General features: G+C 48.6%; 14 protein-coding genes. 7 read left to right on the plus strand and 7 right to left on the minus strand.

All coding sequences use genetic code 11. The features are described 5' to 3' along the window. The first annotated feature begins 2 nt into the window (after nucleotides 1-2). The 4 genes from PHT49_06950 to PHT49_06965 all read left to right on the plus strand — a co-directional run bounded on the left by PHT49_06950 (nucleotide 3) and on the right by PHT49_06965 (nucleotide 3,580). Nucleotides 3-890, plus strand: coding sequence for a peptidylprolyl isomerase (locus PHT49_06950; GenBank protein ID MDD5451616.1), 888 nt, complete (start codon nucleotides 3-5; stop codon nucleotides 888-890). A gap of 360 nt (nucleotides 891-1,250) precedes the next feature. Next, nucleotides 1,251-1,736: an adenosine-specific kinase gene (locus PHT49_06955; GenBank protein ID MDD5451617.1), complete on the plus strand. Its 486-nt coding sequence runs from the start codon at nucleotides 1,251-1,253 to the stop codon at nucleotides 1,734-1,736. A 46-nt stretch (nucleotides 1,737-1,782) separates the two neighbouring features. Then, nucleotides 1,783-2,139, plus strand: coding sequence for a hypothetical protein (locus PHT49_06960; protein ID MDD5451618.1), 357 nt, complete (start codon nucleotides 1,783-1,785; stop codon nucleotides 2,137-2,139). Nucleotides 2,140-2,692: 553 nt separating this feature from the next. Further along, the gene (locus tag PHT49_06965; protein ID MDD5451619.1) at nucleotides 2,693-3,580 is read left to right on the plus strand and encodes a diguanylate cyclase; all 888 of its coding nucleotides are present in this window, start codon (nucleotides 2,693-2,695) and stop codon (nucleotides 3,578-3,580) included. A gap of 440 nt (nucleotides 3,581-4,020) precedes the next feature. On the opposite strand, the gene hisA is transcribed toward PHT49_06965, so the two are convergent. The 3 genes from hisA to hisB form a co-directional block, all read right to left on the minus strand. Further along, nucleotides 4,021-4,761 (minus strand): 1-(5-phosphoribosyl)-5-[(5-phosphoribosylamino)methylideneamino]imidazole-4-carboxamide isomerase, encoded by a 741-nt coding sequence (gene hisA / locus PHT49_06970; protein MDD5451620.1) that lies wholly within the window; start codon nucleotides 4,759-4,761, stop codon nucleotides 4,021-4,023. A 275-nt stretch (nucleotides 4,762-5,036) separates the two neighbouring features. Next, nucleotides 5,037-5,711, minus strand: coding sequence for a hypothetical protein (locus PHT49_06975; protein ID MDD5451621.1), 675 nt, complete (start codon nucleotides 5,709-5,711; stop codon nucleotides 5,037-5,039). Between the two features lie 29 nt (nucleotides 5,712-5,740). Next, on the minus strand, nucleotides 5,741-6,340 hold the full coding sequence (gene hisB / locus PHT49_06980; protein ID MDD5451622.1) for an imidazoleglycerol-phosphate dehydratase HisB: 600 nt from the start codon (nucleotides 6,338-6,340) through the stop codon (nucleotides 5,741-5,743). Between the two features lie 119 nt (nucleotides 6,341-6,459). Here hisB and PHT49_06985 point away from each other — a divergent pair, with 119 nt between their 5' ends. After that, complete coding sequence (locus PHT49_06985) at nucleotides 6,460-7,020, plus strand: hypothetical protein (protein ID MDD5451623.1); 561 nt, start codon at nucleotides 6,460-6,462, stop codon at nucleotides 7,018-7,020. A gap of 686 nt (nucleotides 7,021-7,706) precedes the next feature. On the opposite strand, the gene PHT49_06990 is transcribed toward PHT49_06985, so the two are convergent. The 4 genes from PHT49_06990 to PHT49_07005 all read right to left on the minus strand — a co-directional run bounded on the left by PHT49_06990 (nucleotide 7,707) and on the right by PHT49_07005 (nucleotide 12,933). After that, a complete protein-coding gene (locus tag PHT49_06990) occupies nucleotides 7,707-8,222 on the minus strand; it encodes a hypothetical protein (protein MDD5451624.1) in 516 nt (171 codons plus the stop codon). Nucleotides 8,223-8,290: 68 nt separating this feature from the next. Beyond that, a complete protein-coding gene (locus tag PHT49_06995; protein MDD5451625.1) occupies nucleotides 8,291-8,800 on the minus strand; it encodes a hypothetical protein in 510 nt (169 codons plus the stop codon). Nucleotides 8,801-9,106: 306 nt separating this feature from the next. Beyond that, a complete protein-coding gene (locus PHT49_07000; protein MDD5451626.1) occupies nucleotides 9,107-11,953 on the minus strand; it encodes a hypothetical protein in 2,847 nt (948 codons plus the stop codon). Next, nucleotides 11,950-12,933: an SIR2 family protein gene (locus tag PHT49_07005; GenBank protein ID MDD5451627.1), complete on the minus strand. Its 984-nt coding sequence runs from the start codon at nucleotides 12,931-12,933 to the stop codon at nucleotides 11,950-11,952. The genes PHT49_07000 and PHT49_07005 overlap by 4 nt, the downstream gene beginning before the upstream one ends. 562 nt (nucleotides 12,934-13,495) lie before the next feature. Between PHT49_07005 and PHT49_07010 the strand changes: the two genes are divergently transcribed. Both PHT49_07010 and PHT49_07015 read left to right on the plus strand, forming a co-directional pair. Beyond that, nucleotides 13,496-16,261, plus strand: coding sequence for a PD-(D/E)XK nuclease family protein (locus PHT49_07010; GenBank protein MDD5451628.1), 2,766 nt, complete (start codon nucleotides 13,496-13,498; stop codon nucleotides 16,259-16,261). Continuing rightward, on the plus strand, nucleotides 16,254-19,649 hold the full coding sequence (locus PHT49_07015; GenBank protein MDD5451629.1) for a UvrD-helicase domain-containing protein: 3,396 nt from the start codon (nucleotides 16,254-16,256) through the stop codon (nucleotides 19,647-19,649). Before PHT49_07010 ends, PHT49_07015 begins: the two co-directional genes overlap by 8 nt. Nucleotides 19,650-19,675: the final 26 nt, after the last annotated feature.

A 19,675-nucleotide genomic window follows, 5' to 3' on the forward strand; every position in this document is an offset into this window, starting at 1 on the left:
TTATGAAAAGATTGAGGCTGGTTGTTCTATCTATCTGTCTGGGAGTTGTCTGTCTTTTACTTTTAGTATCATCCCTGACCTGGGCAGATAAGTCTGCAAAAAATGATAAGATCGTCGCTAAGGCAGGCAAACAGGTCTTGACGGTTGAGGCCCTCGACCAAAGGGTGAATTCTTTACCGCCGGAATATCAGAAGATGATCAGGCAAAACCCTCAATTCAAACAAAATCTCATTGATCGCTGGGTCCAAATCTCTTTGCTCTCTCAGGAAGCGCGCGCCCGTAAGCTGGATCGCAACAAGGCCCTGGCCGAAAAAATCAATGAGCTGGTCGATACCGTCCTGGCCCAGGAATTTGTAACCAAATATGTCTTTGCTAAGATCAAGGTAACAGACAAAGAGATAGCCAACTATTATTCTGAGCATAAAGCTGAATTTGAAGAGCCGGAGATGGTCAAGGCACGGCATATCCTGGTCAGGGTCTCCTCTGAAGCCAAACCCGATGACTGGGGGGCAGCAGAAACCCGGATACGCGAAATCAAGAAGCGTCTTGATGGAGGAGAGGATTTCGCTGTGGTGGCCCAGGCTTCCTCGGAAGATCCGGGCAGCAAAGATAAGGGGGGCGAACTCGGATTCTTTCCGCGTGGACAGATGGTTCCGGAATTTGAAAAAGCAGCATTCGCGCTCAGGACAGGAGAGGTGAGCGAACCCGTGAAGACCGCATTTGGATATCATATCATCAAAGCAGAAGATAGAAAGGAAGCAAAGACCAAGGCCTTTGATGAAGTTAAGGAAGAGGTCAAAAACAGGTTGATAGAAACAAAGCAGGAAGAAGCTATGGGGAAACTTTTTCTGGAATTAAAAAACAAATACGGCGCAACTATAACTCCATAGTAACCGTTCACCGTTGTCCGTTCACCGTTCACCGAAAAAGACGTTTTCGTGTTTTTCACGGACAACGGTGGCCGAATAACGGAAAATACCTTCAGCGTTTAGCATTCGGGGTTTTTCACGTTTTTTGAGGGGCGACGGTTGCCGGAAAATACGACTACCATTGACTGTTCACCGAAAAAAAGCTTTTCAGGTTCTTACGGACAACGGTGAACTGATAACAGTGAACGGATACAATCCATAGCCCTGGTTACAGGCGACGCCACTGGTCACCGGGCATCAGTTAGTGGTTAAGTGTGGAAAACTTTTAACCAGTGACAAATGAGTGTTGACCAATGACTAAGTGATAAGGAGGGAAAGACGATGGATTTATTAACAGAACGGTTGGACGTCCCGGCAAACAGTAATATTATCTTAGGCCAGACCCACTTCATCAAATCCGTGGAAGATATTTATGAGATATTGGTAAGTTCAGTCCCGGGCATAAAGTTTGGATTGGCTTTTTGTGAGGCCTCCGGTGACTGTCTTGTCCGGGTAGCCGCTAATGATGAAGAACTCAAAAAAGCTGCCATTGCCAACGTCGGGAAGATAGCGGCCGGCCACTCGTTTATAGTTATCATGCGCAACGCCTTTCCTATTAATGTCTTAAATGCCATAAAACTGTGCCAGGAAGTATGCGCCATTTACTGCGCAACGGCCAATCCTGTAGAGGTGATCATCGCGCAAACAGAACAGGGGCGAGGGATACTCGGAGTCATTGACGGCTATTCACCAAAGGGGGTAGAAGAAGAAGGTAATATAACCTGGCGATTGAATTTGCTGAGAAAACTAGGGTACAAGGCCTCTTGAGGACTGACGCCTATTCCTAAAACTAAAAATATAAAAGGGAGACCGGATGGTCTCCCTTTTATTATCCACTTCGTGCCACGGTTTGATTAATGGCCAGCCGGAGGTGCCTCAGGGGCTGGAGCCGGAGCTGCCTCAGGAGCCGGAGCTGCCTCAGGGGCCGGAGCTGCCTCAGGGGCCGGAGCTGCCTCAGGGGCCGGAGCCTCTGGAACTGCCTCCTCCTTCTTCTGGCAACCAACCGCTACGGCCAGAGACAATGCCATTACTAGCACAAGAAGAAAAGATAGAAACTTACGCATACCTTAATCACCTCTTTTCTTTTACAGATTTTGCTTTTCTCAACGATTACCGCCAACTTTTGACGATCTACTATTTCTTCCATCAGAATTTATTTTCGAAATTCTAGATAAGTCTGAATGAAATGTCAATAAAAAATCACCGCAAGCCACAAGAAATGATTTATGAGGGCTTGCAGCAAGGTTTAATCGGGAGATTCGCCACGACGAATTCGCTGGTATAAAATTTTTAATTATCAATAAAAATAAAGAAATCAATATGTTATGAGCACAATTAGCTATCTGTCCCGCACTTAGTTAAATTTTTTGAACCCGGATCATTTCTCACCCAAGGGATCAATATATATTTATGCAATAAAATCCAACTGTTACATTTATGGCCCTTTTGGGCATGAACGTTGCATGGTTACTAATATCGAGTAAAAAACCTTTCTCCCTATCCGTAGAACAGCCGGGATTATCAGCCACCCGGCTGTTCTTTTTTATACACAGTAGAAAACCACTAGGCCCCAATTAAAAAACTCAATATCGGTTAAATAGATTGACGAATAAAAAAAATCCCTTATATAATTGTTAAAAAGGTGTAAAATAAGAAATTTGTCACGGCGGAAAACCGGACCTGTTACAACGCCTTCAACTTACTCTAAAAAAGCGACCGACGATATGGAAAAACAGAAAATACTGGCCGTAGATGATGATCCGTTTATTCGGGCCCTCCTGGCAGAGATTATGGACAAGCTGGGACATGAATGTGATGTGGCTGAAGATGGCTTGGCTGCCCTGGATAAACTAGCCGCCGGTTCTTACACCATCGTGATCACAGACATAAAAATGCCCCGTTTGGACGGGGTTGAATTAACCAAAAAAGTAAAAGAAAAGTACAACAACACGGATATAATAGTTATTACTGCCTACAATGCGGACTACAAATACACCGATGTAATAAGGGCCGGGGCCAGTGATTTCATATCCAAGCCTTTTAATATAGATGAACTGGAAGCCAAATTTAACCGCATCATTCGTGAAAGAACCTTGCGCCATGAATTGGAAACCCTTTCTATAAGGGATGCGCTAACAAACATCTATAACCGGCGGCATTTTAACGTCAAACTGGAAGAGGAATCTTACCGGGCGTACCGCCAGGGTTACAATCTATTTCTTATCCTCATGGACATAGATGACTTTAAAGACTTTAACGATCAAAAGGGACACCAAGAAGGAGATATTCTACTTCACAAACTGGGAGAGGTAATCCTGTCTTCCGTGCGCGAAAACGTAGACTGGGGGTTTAGATACGGTGGGGATGAATTTGCTGTTATTGTCACTCAAGCCACCGAAGACCAGGCCAAGAAGATAGCCGAACGTATCCGGACAAAATACAATGCTGAACACCTGGAGCCAACTTCCTTGAGCATTGGCCTGGCTAAGCTCATCTACAGCCCCAGCCTGACCCCACAAGAAAATATGGATATCCTCATCCGAGCCGCAGACAAAGCCCTTTACAGCGCAAAAAGCGCGGGTGGCGATCGAATTACTTTAGCCGAGGCTTAAAAAGGCGGTTTGCCGTGAACCCTGACTATTTACTATAGGTAATGTCGCAAATCTGGGCTTTCCCCATTTTTTATGGAATCCGATGTTCCTGAGCGAAATTTGCTGGAGCAGGGGGGACCCATCGAGGTTAAATTGGGGAGGGGGGAAACAACATGCCCACGTATGAATATCAATGTATGAAATGCAATGAAGTCTTCACGTTGGTGTTAAGCCTTGCGGAACATGAAAAGAAAAAAGCCTCCTGCCCAAAATGCAAAAGTAAAAAGGTCAAACAGCAGATCAGTCACTTTATGACCAAGACTTCCAGGAAAACCTAGATAGTGTTCATCCGGAAACTACTGTTTCCGGCTTCACGCTTTCAGCAGTCAGCGCTTAGCTGTCAGCAAAAAACCAAGACAAATAACACAGTAAGCTGAACGCTGATAGCTGTGTGCTGATTGCTATCGTGCGGCGGCCGGGCTTCGTGTAAACAATACAGCCTCCCGGAAATTTAACGTCCCGCTATAAATTGCCCTACCCGTAATGACTCCTTCTACACCGTAATCTTCTATGGCCGTGATTTTCTTAATATCATCCAGCGTCGAAACCCCGCCGGCGACGTAGATAGGCACGCCTACCGAACGGGCCAGATATTTCGTAGCTTCGATATTGGGGCCGGTCTGCATACCATCGCGTTTGATATCGGTAAAAATGATGGCCCGCACTCCAAAATCTTCGTATTTTTGGGCCAGCGTCAGGACATCGGTATCCGTTGTTTCTGTCCACCCCTCGACAGCCACTTTTCCATTTCTGGCATCGATTCCAACCACAATCCTTCCCGGAAAGATACGGCACATCTCCTTCACCAGATCTGGATTTCTGTGGGCTACCGTGCCCAGAATCACCCTATCTACACCCCAGGAAAGATATGTCTTAATGGTCTCACTATCACGGATACCACCACCAACCTGCACCGGTATTTTTAACGCCGAGAGGATATTTTTGATACTTTCGTGGTTTGCCGGTCTTTTACTTACCGCGCCGTCTAAATCCACAATATGCAGCAATTCTGCCCCATCCGATTCCCATCTAAGCGCCATCTCCACCGGGTTGTTGGAAAACACCGTTTCCTGAGCCATATCGCCCTGTCTCAGCCGAACACATCGGCCTTGTTTCAAGTCTATAGCCGGCACAACAATCATAACGTTATAGATAGTGCTCCTTCATGCTCAATAAATTACCCCGCAAAAAGCTACGGGGTACTGCCAAAAGATTAACCACAGAGGGCACAGAGAGAATAAAAATATCACTAAGTTAGAACAGATTTTGGCTCTTCCCCTCTGTGTTCTCCTGTATTCTCGTTTTTGCCCAAAAACGCCCGAGGAATTGCCCCGCTAATAACAGTTCAAGCAGCTTAACCCGTTCAAACGGTTGAAACCGTCTCTTCTCGGTGTGCTCTGTGGTTTATTTTTCATCGCTATCGAGGGAAATCCGCCATCACTTTATCCACGCCTTCTTCCGCCAGTTCATCGGCCGTAAGCCATTTACCCCCTCTCTTAAGGTAAGAAGGAAACCTGAGTATATTTTCCATTAAAGAGGTCTGTGTCTCATCAAAGCGCCCCTTCCACATAATAACGCCGTCAGAAGTCCGCACCAGATGCAGATCAAAAGCCACAGAGGCAGGACGCTGGACACTATAGGTACGGCCTTCCCGTTCTTCATACCGGAATATCCGTCCATACAATACAGCGTCAGCCCCTGACTTCTCGCCAATCCCTTGCAAAATCTTCGTATATGGCATACCTCCCGACCTGGCCAGGGCATCCGCCCACAACCCCTTGCTCTGCCCGGGCGTCAGTAGGATAATATCCGGTTTGTCCTTCAACTTCTCAAAGAGCAGGTCAGACAGAACAGTTTCCGCCCTGGGCTCAATATGTCCCCCTTTATAGGCGCTACCGCAGACACTGCAGGTCACATATTGCTGGCCTGCCTCTCCCGCCGTTTCCATCTCAAAAGGGAGAACCGCTATGGCCTTTGCCGTCAGTCCGGCTTTTTTTTCTAACTCAGCATGCTTACCGCCGCAGCCTATGGATACACAACATAAAATCCAAAGCGCAGTCGCCAAAAAACAGACTTTCACCATGCTATTCATTGTACTCCCTCACATGGAGCCGCTAACAATTAAATAAGACCCTTGGTTGAAATTACACCACTAACCCGGCCATCCAAGCTGACAGCCATGTCCAAAGCCCTTCCCATGGCCTTGAAAACAGCTTCAATTATATGGTGGGCATTTCGGCCATACATAACATTAACATGGAGAGTGATACCCCCGCGCGTGGCAAGGGCTTGCAGGAACTCAGGGACCAATTGTGTGTCAAACATCCCTACCTTGCCCTGTCTCATTTTAACATTATAGACCAGCAATGGCCTGTTGGAGATATCTATTGCCACCTGGCACAATGCCTCATCCATCGGAATGATGGCCTGCCCATAGCGCCTTATACCCTGTTTTTCACCCAGGGCCTCCCGCAAGGCGTCTCCCAGGCATATACCAATATCCTCAACGGTATGATGGAAATCCACTTCTATATCTCCCCTGGCCCTTAAGACCAGGTCAAAAAATCCATGGGCGGCAAAAAGGGTGAGCATGTGATCGAGGAAGGCAATACCGCTATTGATATCGCTTTTACCCTCTCCATCCAGGCTGAATTTCAGAGAAATATCCGTTTCTTTCGTCTTTCTTTCTACTTTGGCCTTACGCCCCGGTTTCTTGTTCATGAATCTACCCTGTGAGTATCCTTGTGACAAAAACCATTTGACTTTATTAGGCTTTTAGCTATAGTCTTTAAACCAATCGCCTGTAAAAGTAAATTAAAAAGTGTCTCCTGAACTATTTTATGGATTATAAGAAAAACCTCATTTTTAACATTATAACGATAATTGTCAGCATATCGGCTGTTACTTTTTCGGCTTATGCCCTCTGGCGGCTGGATCAATCCCAGAAAAAATGGGGAGAGATGGATAATGCCATAGCCACTGCTCAACTGCGTATAGACAAACTCGAAACCCACCTTCTTAACATGGAACTTACCAACTTTATTAACATTACCAGCGCCCGCCTATCCTTAAATCTCAACAGGCAGTTTGTATTCTATGGCTTGGTCAACCAACCCCCATTGACCCATGATGTAATCATCGCCCTCTACACGCGGGATGATTTTTTCAAGACAGAAGATCCGGAATTAAAAAAATTTATCATTAATCTTGTCAAACAACATACAGAAACCGTCTTACAAACAGTAAAGGTCACCAGCGGGATAACCGGGACCGAAGTAGATCATCTCACCATAAATTTTCTCGACAACACGGACTCTAAAAACATACTGGCACAATACAAAAACAAAAAACTCAGGGTAAAAATAAACAATACCTTCACCCCGGTATCCATCCAGAAATAACCACCTGTAACTTTTCCTGCATTTTATCAGCCAGTTAAAAATATTCGTCTTTATTTGTTTAAGTTGGTGCAGCTCATTGCCGATATGACAATAGAAAGTTGCAACTACCAATAAAGATTATGAACTCGTAAAAGGTCAAAAATAACAGTGGAAGATTCCTTGGCGGAAAGTCCTTTAAAATCTTACCGGAGAAAAATACGTCAGGTCCCGTGCATGACAAAACTTGACAAAATTATAGAAACTTTACGTCGCAAATTCCATTTCAAAATCAAAATATTCCCCCTGGAAAAAATTCCCGACGCTATAACCTGGGCGGAGCGAGGTTTCATATCCATACACGAAAACTACCTTTCGCGGCGAAAAAAGTCTTATCATATTATATCTACAGATAAAGAAAGGCTCCTTCGCCTCTGCCGGGAACTTTCCATACCGGAAGGCTCCATCCGGTCTTCGGACTTTTATAAATTTTGGCACACAAACTGGATTCCGGAAAATGAGGGGTGCAAGGCAAGAAAGTAGATATCCGCTACCTCTTTTACAACCTAACCAAGATACCTGTAAAATCAAAATTACCGCAGAGAACGCCGAGATAACATATTGAATAATTTACAGTTTTTCTCTGCGGACTCTGCGTGCTCAGCGGTGAAAAGTCTTTTTTACGAATTGATCAAACAAAGATACGCAACCTAGCCGGCCTTCCTAACCCCATCCTGTATCGTCTTGAACTCATCACACATTCTCTTCCGGGTCAGGGTTATTTTCTCCAGGGAAGAAATAAACATGCGTTGTTTCCGGGGCGGCCACCTTTCTATAAATTCCAGCAAGGGTTCACAATACCACCAGTTACAGCGATGCGGCCGCATGGCGCGAGGCAGGACGCAGCCCCTTTCTGCCAGGAACTGGCACGGTTCCTCATCTCTCAAACCATCCCGGAAAGGGGGCAACTCCAGCCCCAGCGCCGCCAAATAAATCAGGTCACACCAGTCAAACCGGCCGTTTAGATTCGTACAGTTTGGACTTTTGCAGTGAGGGCAGACTTCCGAGGTCATTTCCTGGATCAGCGGGTCTATAGCCTCAATACCGGTCTTTACCTCCAGAGCCAGGCGACGGATATTCTCCGCCTCGCGCGGATAACATTCAAAAATGAACCGGATCTCTCTATATACTTCTCTTAGTTCTTCTGACGTAGTTAGAGTTGCCATACGCCACAAACCATTCCTTCCTATCGCCTATATAGCCTCAAGTAGGATAACGGCCCTGTTAATATAACCTACCTAATAAACCTAAAAGTACGAAGCATCTGGTTATAAGTCAGTTGATGCCCCTCTGCTTCGGCATCATTGGGATTACTGCCGGTGAAACTGAGGTAATAGATATATCCATTATAAGGCAACACGATGTCAATGCCCTCGTGGTCAAACCCGAATATGGAAAGCCTTTGAGCTGGTATTCCATCCAGAGTCGTATCAAACACTTCCTGAATCAAACTACCTCCAGTTACGTCCTGGGGTTCATGTTTGCTAATCCATTCTTCCAGACTCAGCTGATCCGGGTTTGACAGGACCCGTATCTGAAATTCTCCTGGCCAATCTATGTATTCCTTCTCTAGAAAAGTTACCTTCTGTAACTCTCCCTCGAAGAGGGCATTCCCCGTCCATGTGGCCTTGGCGCCTACCCTTGGTTGAGCCTCTATTACTTCCCAGCCTTCCGGACACTTAATTTCATAGCCGTATTTTTCATTTCTATAGGTTTTCCAGCCGGTCATTTGGTTGAGCGGCATAGCCGCTCTCTCCCCTTGTAATTGGGGAGTCTGCCCTAGGATACTTTTGGCGTTTTCAATCGCAGCCGCAGTTTTTACCCACCATAAGGGTTCTAGAAACAGCAGAAAGCTAATAACCCAAAGCCAAGGGGAATACAGGACATGTTCGCTTTCGTGGAGAACCTTCATAGCAGTTTTGTAACCTTATACCTCATACTGGATGCCAAAGGGTTTCAACCTCGCCAATCTTGGCATAACCTCCGATATTTCGTAAACGCACCCGCACGTCAAGCACGTTCCGCACGAACGTTAGCTTCCCTCTGGGGCTCACGTTATATTACCCCGTTCTGTCAATTGCTTAAATAGCTTGACCATACCAGGAAGTTTGATGCGGTCGGTATAACGTAGAGCATCATCTATTCTGCCATTCTTTGCCAATTTGATCAGCAGTTTCTCCAGCCGATCTTCATAATCGAAGTCCGGCTCATATCCATCGAGAACCTTTCCCAACACAAGGCTAATTCTTGCAGGATCTTGCTCGACCAAGCGATCGAGTTCTTCAATAAAAGTGTCGGCGTTATATTCAACGTTTACATACGGCGCCACAGCTAACAACAGTTTGATTTCTTTATCTGAAAGTGTCGTTACATAACAGATCAATAGGCTCAACCTCGATAGAAGTGATTTTGGAGGCTCGGTCAAAGCTTCTGCCCAGGTCACACATTTTTCCCAAAAAAGGAGGATCCGGTCGATTTGTTCTTTCGTCAATTTCTGTCGTCTTGCGCTGGAGAAGAACCCAATTGCATCCTGAAGATCCTCATTCTGGCCGGGCTCGAACAGATAAGATAAGCGAGGAGAATCCAACGATTCATCCCTCCAGAGATACGCAAGTGCAACCCTTTCAATGAGTTTTTCGCGAGCTTGCCGCCGAGTTGGTTCTAAACGCAACGCCCTGTCCAGGACTCCATGCTCAAGTAACAGCTTATAGATCAAGTGAGACGCTGAGGCATACGCCAGCCCCTCTATGGCACATACAAAATTGGTTCGAAAGTCTTTTGGGAACATTCTGTCAATACTTGCCTTTAGCCATTGAGGGTTAATGTAATCGATATTTGCGAGATAGGCCGCAGCCAAAGTGGAAAATTCGTAATTGGCGTTCTCACATTTTGCCAGTTCTGAATCAAAGACTGGCTTGATAACCTCCCAAACCCCAGTATGGTATCCCCGCTCTTTGTCGCTGATACGGCATACCCTGAGCGTATGACTGAAAAGTGCTTCAATCGCCTTACCCTTGGGTGAGTTGATGGCTTGGAACATGGCATCTTCCTTCGCATCATCAACTGCTTTCAATTTTTCTAGTAGTATTTTTACTAACGAAAATGCACTGGAGAGAAGGTCTGGTGAATAGGCATTATTATCATCCCTCGTACCAGCACGAAGAAATTCAGCAATTACTGGCGGAATCCAGTTGCGGGTAGGAGTCAAATCATGATCATCGACGACTTCTTCCGCCCAGAAATCAGTATCATCGAGTAGCTGCTCGAAGAAATGGATCAATCGCTCCCATGCTACGTTCCAGTCAAGATCCTGCCGTGTATCCTTAGGCATATCCCAGAGACGTTTAAAACCATTAATAATACCATACTGATATGGCCGTTTGGCCTCGAGGAATGCTGGTAGGAGGTCAAGAAATATACGGGGATTGATCCCCACAATCTCCTCAAGCGTATCGACAAGAGCTTTCGTAGATGGAGTAGATGGGCCTGACCAATCACTGGATTGCTGAAAATCATTCAATCTTTTGATCAAACTGCCCTCTTCTGCAAACGCAAGCAATTCTTGTATGGTATATGGTGAAGGGCCAGGACCCCACCATGTCTCCATATAGGAGTGAAAATCAGGATGCTTTGACAACTTGCCTATGCTCTGGTCAGCTTCGAGTTCCTTGAACCAGCTATCAGCCGGTTCATATCCCTTGCCTGCAATTGCTGATAACCAGTTTCGCTGAGTGCGCCTCAGGAATCTGTCCCGATCTTCATGATTCGGTAGTGGTGACAACTGGCGAATCGCTTCAAGAGTGGCGGTTTTGTCTGGCTCACTGAACTCGGAAAATCTCTCTTTGAGTAACTGGTAGAGTTCATGGATATTTCTTGAATCAAAGAGTTGAGAACTAACTATCCTATTATAGAGGTTTTTCAACACCGACCATCGTTGGCCGAGGACATAGATGGCGATCCGACGCACCATCTCGTTTTCATCTCTAAGGATCTCTTCAATGAAGGGCGCGGCACCCTCTGGCTCCTCTTCAACCCAAGACAATAATACATCCCGAAGACCTTCAACCATAGCATTGACAACTTTGTCCCATGAATGGTTCTGCGGATGATCCTCAACGGCGGGCCAGCTCAAATATGTCGGAAGGTCACCAAATTCTTCGCCAAAGACTTTGCGAATCCTGTCGCAGAATATCTGAGCTGCTTCCCTCCCTGCTCTAACGCCGAAGGTACTTGCATGGTGCCTGATCAGTTCCTTCAGCCAGTAATCCTTAACAACTGACACCGGCTTCTTGCGCCCTTTACCAAGGCCTTTTTCCTCGGCCCAAAGAATAGCCGTACAATAATCAAGTATTGTAATAGCTTTCTTCCAATCGCCAGGCGTATCGCTCGCGAGCCACCGCCTTAGTGCTCCCAGATCAAGCGCATGTCCAACCACGCCTCGGTCGTATTTGCTGCTCAGCCAGACCGGGATGAGACGGAGATCCTCTGTAGTAATTGCAGCAGTTGGTACAAGACCGAGAATTTCGGCAAATTTACGATAGGTGTGATAGTTGTCACGACTTCTACCATCGGGGTCACGATAGCTACTTACGGAACGAATGACGTCCATCACCTTCTGTGCTAACTGGATCTCATTGTTGTCCCCAGCCTGCTTTGCAACTGCCTCCAAGTAGTCCAGCGCACTCCAATAGGGGATTCGCACATGCCCAGGATCTTCGGCTGGAACCGGGCCAGAATTATACTCTGGAGAGAAAAGGTTAGCATCTCTTAGATGATCAAAGAAGTCAGCGAAATCCTGACGCTTGAGTAGAATCTCAAAGCCCCACTTCGCTTGTTCTTGATTCTCAGTCATGCGATTGATAAACAACTTTTGCTTTGTCGATAATACTGGACTCACGATAGTAGCTCCTCCATTTCGAGGCGCTTTGGCAAACTCAACGGCGGACCAGGAGGAATTTTCCGGGCAAGGTAGTCAATGACTTCAACCAGTTGATCCCAATCGCGCTCGTCGCGCGAGAATGGAAGCAACCCGATCCCGAATTGATGAAAATAGCTTTCCAAACTCCGTGCAAGCTCTAACTCGTGAGTGAAAAAACCTTGCAAGACGTAGTGTCTTGGCTCCTCATTGTTTTCTGGCAGCCTCTCGAGACCTTTCTCAACTATGTACTCGAGAACTTCCAACTCGTTGAGGCCGTAACCGATGAATAAAACATTCTTCAACCGGAAAAGTGTCTGAAGAAATGTCAGGAAAGGATTCTCATGATTCTCTCTTCCGTCAATTCGATGACTTGAATAGCGATCGAGGTAGTCGACCGTCGTCAGCACCATGCTCTCACGATCACGGATAGAACCATGGATGTGGAACACGGCATTCGGGACATCCAAGTTCTCGACAGAGATATCGTTGCGCTTGTAGAAAGGATAGCGAGATGTGTTTTGTGGATTTAATTGAGAAGGAGACTCATCAGCACGAAAAGGCGTCGGCGTATTTTGGTCCAGCCACTCATCGTAATTAGTAGTAACAAACGTGGTCGCAAGTTTAGAGAGATTCGCATAGACCTCGTCCCCAATTTTTTTCTTAGCCATAGACGACGGTTCGAGCAATTTCTTGAATTCGATGGGAAGTTGCTTTTCTAATTCAAGGGCAACAGACAACTTCACACGAGAGGAAAGGGAAGAGATCTGGTCCAGTTGGGCATGACTCAACTTCCCTTTATCAACGAAGAACTTGAGGGCGGCATCTGCAAACTCGTTCCAATTTGGGCAGCCTCCGAGTTGCGAAACCCCTGCGCCAATAAACGGAATGAGCTTCCTCTGGAGCGCTGCGAGGCGGAGTGCCTCTGGAATCTTTGGGAGGGGTTCGATCTTCTCTATCACGCTTGTGCCTCAATCAAAAAGATCCCTCTGAACGCGTGGAAACGTGGAAACGGGACGTTCATGCAGAACGTGCATAACATATTTAATATGTATGGATTTTATTTTAAGTTGTTATCATCTATTATAACATATACCCCTTTGAAGCATACAAAAAATTAAAGGAATCTCAGCACGTTCCGCACGAGCGTCCGGTGGTCTTTGCCTATTTACAGAATAATTTTGGGATACCGGGGTGCGTTCCATGGCAACCACAACAATTTATTGTGCCATCAGGATTTAGATATTTTGCCGGCACGTTAACCTCAGGTGGAACAGGAGTCAGATACCTCCTTCTATTTGCCTGTTCCGCTCAAACCGACCACTAATCGGAGTAGGCAGAGTTGGTTATAATGTATTTATAAATCATACGGACTGGTTGGAGTCAAGGAGAAATGCAGTCCTTTCATCGTGCGCCATTTGTTGCCCGTATATGTTGTTCACTAACCTGACCTCTCTTGCTTTTACCCCTGTGATATTGTACCTTTCATCCTGAGAAGAGCTGAAAGCTGAACGGTAAATGCTGATGCAAACGGGCTACTTAACCGCTCGTACCACCCAAGAACTACAGGCTAAAATCATAGAAAAGGCCGACGAGGAGACTCTAATCCTCACCCCGGGTCGCCGTCTGGCACGTCGGCTCCGCCATGCCTTCCGTATGGCCCAAATTGAACAGGGTCGGCGGGCCTGGTTACCACCAAAGATAGTAACCCTGAATTCCTGGTTAAACGAGACATGGCTTGAATCCTGGCCGGAGGAATGTATTGTTTCGGATATAGCACGCCTTTGTCTCTGGAAAGAAGCGGTTGAGGAAACAGCCCTGCCCGAAGACCTGGAATCTGACATTGGACTATATCGGCTTCTTGATGAGACCTACTCTGCAATCATCCGCCATAAGATACCGCCACTATCCAGGGATTATCTCTCTCCCCTTATTGAATGGCGGCAGAAGGTCATGGAAATTTTCGAAGGCCGCCTGAGGACAAAAGGCTGCGTCCACCCGGCCTTTTTGCCTGCTCTTATAAAAGATAAATTAAAGGACGGTAGCCGTGCCCTGCCTGAGCAAATTCTATGCGCCGGCTTTGCATCTCCGGCGCCGGTCGAAAACGACCTCCTGACCAGCCTGGCTAAAGACCATGGGGCTGTAATCTGCTCCACAGAATCAAACGAACCACCCTGCATAAAGGCCGTGAGCCTCTCGGACGTGGAGCAAGAGGTCATGTGGCTGGCCCAGGATGTACTGAAAAAGGCACAGGACACGCCGTTGCACCGGATCGGGGTAGTCGTACCCAACATGAGCGCCTACGCGCCTCTTCTATCCCGGGTATTCCAGGAGTTGGTCGGCAGCCCCACTGCCGAAAAAGGTGAAATATTCATGCCCCAAGAAGGCACAAAGAACAACGGAGATAATCCCCCCTTCCCCCCCTTTAGTAAAGGGGGGGAAGGGGGGAATTACAATATCTCCCTCGGAGAATCACTCTTCAGCCAACCCCTGACCCAGGCTGCCCTCTTACCCTTACGCCTTATGCTCGATGGTGAAAAACGAGTTTCATTTCTTTCCCTGCTGCTTTCACCCTACTATGGCCTCTGGGACCGCCACCGGAATATCCTTGCCCAAGCGGACCGTGTCTGGCGCGAATACTCTATCGATCAGGGTCTCGGTGATCTACTGTATATCCTGCAAAAAAAGAGGCCGGAAATCTTATCAGTTATCCACCCCCCCGGCCATGACCTGGCCCGCCTTATTCAAAGTCTCACGGGGAAACGAACAGGAGCCGGGTGGATTGAAACGCTTTACCGCCTGTGGGATATAACGCAATTCCCGGCTATAAATAACGAAGATGAAGAAAGGGTATTCCGGCACCTCCAGGAAAATCTGGCCGCACTGGCCTGCGACCTGGGAGAGGAGAAAATAGACGCCTATACCTTTTATGCGTGGCTTAAATATGCCCTCGAGGAGACTAAAGTCAATGTCCCCGGATACGAAGAAGCAGGTATCCAGGTCATTGGTCTCATCGAGTCCCGCGGCCTGTCTTTTGATCATCTCTATGTAGTTGGCCTTTCAGCCGGAAGCCTCCCCCAACCGGTACGCCACTTTCCTTTGCTCACCAGAGAAGAGAAAGGTCTGGTACAGGGGGCTACAATTGAGAGTCAGCATCTGTTTGCTGAGCAGGCCTTCGCCCATTTGATGACGGCGGCCCCGGCCATCACCCTCACCCGCCCTTTGGAAGAAAAAAGCGATCCCCTGCCTGCATCTCCTTTCTGGCCGGAAGGTGAAGAAAATGCCGCGGTTAACTACTGGCTGGAGCCGGGGCAGGCCTCTCTGCGGGCCGGATGGTTACGCCAGGCCCACGAAGGCTGGCGGGACCACCCGATCCCCTACCCGACTGAAGATACGCCGTTTGTACCGGCGCCCCTTCCGGATGAACTGTCAGTGACTGCTATAGAAAAAGCCATATCCTGCCCCTTTAAGTTTTTTGCCGATACCGTATTGCGGCTAAGTGAGCTTCCGGAACCAGCTATCGGTATCTCACCACAGGAAAAAGGGAACAGACTGCACCGGCTCTTTGCCCTGTTCACAGGCCGGATGCGGAAGCAGGCTGTCTCCCCTACCGACGCAGGACAAAGTGAATCCATACTGAAAGAGTGTATAACTGAGGTGCTGGCCGGCGTCACAGATAATCCATACTGGCAGATTGAAAGGGAACGCTGGTCAGGACTACTGGCCACCTGGCTCTGCCTGGAAAGAAAGCGGAAAGAGGAAGGCTGGCGCTGGCTCCTCGAAGAGGCCAATTTTTCGAGCCTGCAAAACGCCCCCTGGCCATTTACTGTCCATGGCCGCATCGACCGGATAGATATAAACGATGGGGAGCACAAGATATGTTGCTGGGACTATAAGACCGGCAGCGCCCCTCCGCCCGCAGATATACATACCCACTTTCTCTCCCCTCAGCTCCCCTTGTATCTTCTGGCCCTCCGAAGTGGAAAGATTTCCCTGCCGGTTTCATTTCAAAACTTGACGGCCGGGTATATCAGCCTGAAATCTGAGGGAGAAGTCCAGTTCGGTGAACCGGTCAAAGACGAAGCGGGTTGGGAGACCTGCCTTTCCGCCTGGGAAAAAGAGATCACCCGTCTCGGCCAACGGCTTAGCGCCGGTAACTTCCCGGCTGATCCCAAACCAATACCTAAAGGCAACAGGAACGGGGCCTGCCAGTACTGCCTTTACCTGACGCTTTGCACTTATTGGAAAAAAGAGGAAGAAAACGGTGAGGTAACCGATTGCCATGTCTAGAGAGCCAGTGGACATAGCGGCCCGCACCCGCGCCTTATCTCCGGCCGAAAGCTTTCACGTCGAATCCCCGGCCGGCGCAGGTAAAACCTCGCTTTTAACCGCGCGGTTTATCCGTCTTCTTTCCGTAGTCGATCATCCGCATGAGATACTGGCCCTTACCTTTACCAATAAGGCGGCAAATGAGATGCGGGAACGGATTAATGCCCTTTTGCGCCAGGCGGAAAAGGGTGCATCGCCCGATGCCCCCTGGATCAACAGCCTTTTGCCCCATGCGCAGGAGGCATTAAAAAGACACAAGATTCACATCAACCTGCTTAAGTCCCCGGACGGCCTCCGTATCATGACCTTTCACAGCTTCTGTCTCCTCCTGATCAGACAATCCCCCTGGGAGGCGCAGGTACCCTTTGATGCGGTTGTTGCCGGGGACGAAGATCAGGGGGATTTGCTCACCGAGGCCGTTCGAAATACTCAGCAACAAATCTTCGCCATGGACCCGGACGACCCGCTGCGTCAGGCGCTGAAACAGCGTCTCCTCCACATGAACACCAACTGGCCTGCCCTGGAGGCCGAACTAAGGCAGCTCATTGCCAGGAGAGACCTCTTGGCCGATCTTATCACCGAGGTAAAAGCAGTGCCGGATAAAGATCGCCTTGCCCGGGCCTTGGCCGGACGTCTGAGCGCCTTTATTTCCTACAGACTGGCAGAATTGCGAAGCTCTTTTCCGGCTACGGAACTGGGCGCTAACTGGTCCTTTCTTCAAGCCCACCTGCATGAAAATAATCCCTCCTCACCCCCCCCGGCCTCCATCCCCGGTTCAGCCTGGGATGATCTGCCGGACTGGCTGGTCATAGCCAACTTATGTCTCACCAAAGACGGTAAGCCCCGGAAGCAGTTCAGGATCACAGACGGTTTTTGCAAAAACTTTGGAGGAACGCATTGGGCAGAATGTATCAGGAACTTGCCGGAAAGGGTGGCTTCACAACTCCGTTCACTTAGGGAACTGCCATTGCCTGATACGCCGCTTACCGACCCGGAGGCGCTCTTTGACCTTATCCTTATGGTCGGCAAAACCATGCGGGCTTATGACGCAATATGTCGAAGGCGCGGGGTTATGGACTATGTAGAATTGGAACTGGCAGCCCTGCGTGCCCTTGGCGGTGAAGATACCCCCGCTGATCTCCAGTTGCTTCTCGACCGGAAGATACAGCATATCCTTGTTGATGAATTCCAGGATACAAGTCGCAACCAGTGGCATCTCCTGCAGCACCTTTGCGCCGGCTGGCAACCGGGCGACGGCCGCACTGTTTTTATCGTCGGCGATCCCAAACAGTCTATCTATGGGTTTCGCAAGGCCGAGGTCTCCATTTTTATGGAGGCCAGGGAAGGCATCCCCATCCCCGGCCAGGGCTATCTAAAACTCACCCCTGTCAATTTGACCACAAACTTTCGTTCCTGTGCCAAATTGATCGATTTCACGAATGAAGTCTTCGGCCAGACGGTCATGGCCCGTCCGGACGAAGAAGTGGATGAAGTGCCTTACCAGGCATTTCTACCCGCACCGGGCAAAGAAGGCAGGGGTAGAATTGTCCTGGCGACCTTCACCAAAAATGATGGCTCGCCGAATGAAGCCAGATTCCGGGAAGCAGGTTGGCTGGCTGGAGAAGTAAAAAGATTTTCGGCAAATTGTGACGGTAAAACCATAGGCATCCTGCTTCCAGCCCGCACCTATCTGGCTGCTTATCTGAAGGCCCTGACCGGAGAGGGCCTTCAGGTGCAGGTTCAAGAGGGAATTTTACTAAAAGAACGCCCTGAAGTAGTGGATATGCATTCCCTGGCCCTGGCCATGGTAAGGCCCCACGATGACCTGGTCTGGGCCTCGCTTCTCCGTTCCGCCTGGTGCTGGGTAGGTTTAGATATCCTCTATGAGGTATCCAGACAGAACGGAATAAGTTGGTCACAAAAGATCGAAAGGTTTAAACACAGCGCCGTCGCCCCGGAAGCATTAAAAAACCTGTGGGAATCCATCGCCCTCTACTCACCACAAATAGGACGTCGGCCACTAACCGAGGTCGTAGGTACAATATGGGAAAGCGTAAACGGCCCGGCTGCAGTATGTGCCAGGTTTGGGCCGGCAGGGGTGGAAAACTGTCGCCAGTTTCTAAAAATCCTGGCGGATGCTGAGTCCGGTATCCCGGAAGAGACCCTCTCCCGCCTTAACTTATTACTGGAAACCGCCTATGCCCCGCCGGATCCCCTCTCCGTTCGTTCACCGGTACAGATAATGACTGTCCACCGTGCCAAGGGTCTGGAATTTGATGCCGTCTTCCTTCCCTATTTGGACTGGAACCCATTAGGGGGCAGCGGTAAAGACTCGCCGCCTTATCTCCTGGAACGCCTGCCCGGCTCCGCAGGTGAGCACCTTATTGCCCTGAGCCCTGACCGGCGCTTTAAAAAAGAGGATAAGACCTATAACCTCCTGAAAGACATCTGGAAGAGACGCCAACTGGCTGAATCTAAACGCCTCTTCTATGTAGCTGCAACCCGGGCTAAAAAGGAACTTTACCTGAGCGGCCTGGTCACAGAACGAGACGGCGAATCTTCGGCCACGAAAAACTCCTTCTTATCCTACCTCCTGGCACACACTGGGCTGAAAACCAAGGTTGAATCCATATCAGACCCTGTCCTCTCCGCAACAGAGGTGGCAGCCCCGGCTATTGCAATTAAGTCAGAAGTCCCTGCGCCTATTCCTTTTACTCCGGAAAGGCTGCCTTATCAGGTAATTTCCCCTTCCAGTCTCAAGGGAGAAATGCCCCTGCGGGAGAGCGGATTTAATACACATCCGCTACAGATTTCGGACTACCACCTGGCCCGTGGAACGGTAATCCATCGCCTTTTTGAACATCTGGCAACAAAAGGAACCGGGCTACCCTCAGAAAGGGCCGTAGCTGCCGCCATGCTGTCTGAGGGGGTAGATAAACATACGTCTCAGGGATCAGCTAAAGGCATACTGGCCGAGTTTGAGGCCTGCCTGAAGGAAGAATTCTGCGCATACATTCTACGTACCGATCATCCCTTTGCCGCCAGCGAGTGGATGATCGAAGACCAGCCGGCCGTAGATGCGCTGGGGCGTAAGACAGGGACCGTACGAAGCGGCATCATCGATCGTGTAGTCTTCGATGGAGACTACTGGTGGCTCGTTGACTACAAAACCACTCCCTTGCCGTCAAGCTTCGGCCTTGAAGAATTCTTAAAGGAACAGGAGATGCTTTACCATGGACAACTCCTGTCTTACCGGGAGATGCTCGCCCGGCAAAGGCAGATTGACCCGGTAAAGATAAGGCTGATATTGTATTTTACAGCCATACAAAAGTCACATGAGATAAAATAACAAATGACAAGGCCCAAATGACAAAT

The organism is Desulfovibrionales bacterium (genome assembly GCA_028715605.1).
Classification (GTDB): Bacteria; Desulfobacterota; QYQD01; order QYQD01; family QYQD01; genus QYQD01.

What these genes read in the sequence shown, in the direction of transcription:
- PHT49_06950 (MDD5451616.1), top strand. Translation starts at nt 3, where the DNA reads ATGAAAAGATTGAGGCTGGTTGTTCTATCTATCTGTCTGGGAGTTGTC.
- PHT49_06955 (MDD5451617.1), top strand. Translation starts at nt 1,251, where the DNA reads ATGGATTTATTAACAGAACGGTTGGACGTCCCGGCAAACAGTAATATT.
- PHT49_06960 (MDD5451618.1), top strand. Translation starts at nt 1,783, where the DNA reads ATGGTCTCCCTTTTATTATCCACTTCGTGCCACGGTTTGATTAATGGC.
- PHT49_06965 (MDD5451619.1), top strand. Translation starts at nt 2,693, where the DNA reads ATGGAAAAACAGAAAATACTGGCCGTAGATGATGATCCGTTTATTCGG.
- hisA (MDD5451620.1), bottom strand. Translation starts at nt 4,761, where the DNA reads ATGATTGTTGTGCCGGCTATAGACTTGAAACAAGGCCGATGTGTTCGG.
- PHT49_06975 (MDD5451621.1), bottom strand. Translation starts at nt 5,711, where the DNA reads ATGAATAGCATGGTGAAAGTCTGTTTTTTGGCGACTGCGCTTTGGATT.
- hisB (MDD5451622.1), bottom strand. Translation starts at nt 6,340, where the DNA reads ATGAACAAGAAACCGGGGCGTAAGGCCAAAGTAGAAAGAAAGACGAAA.
- PHT49_06985 (MDD5451623.1), top strand. Translation starts at nt 6,460, where the DNA reads ATGGATTATAAGAAAAACCTCATTTTTAACATTATAACGATAATTGTC.
- PHT49_06990 (MDD5451624.1), bottom strand. Translation starts at nt 8,222, where the DNA reads ATGGCAACTCTAACTACGTCAGAAGAACTAAGAGAAGTATATAGAGAG.
- PHT49_06995 (MDD5451625.1), bottom strand. Translation starts at nt 8,800, where the DNA reads ATGCCGCTCAACCAAATGACCGGCTGGAAAACCTATAGAAATGAAAAA.
- PHT49_07010 (MDD5451628.1), top strand. Translation starts at nt 13,496, where the DNA reads ATGCAAACGGGCTACTTAACCGCTCGTACCACCCAAGAACTACAGGCT.
- PHT49_07015 (MDD5451629.1), top strand. Translation starts at nt 16,254, where the DNA reads ATGTCTAGAGAGCCAGTGGACATAGCGGCCCGCACCCGCGCCTTATCT.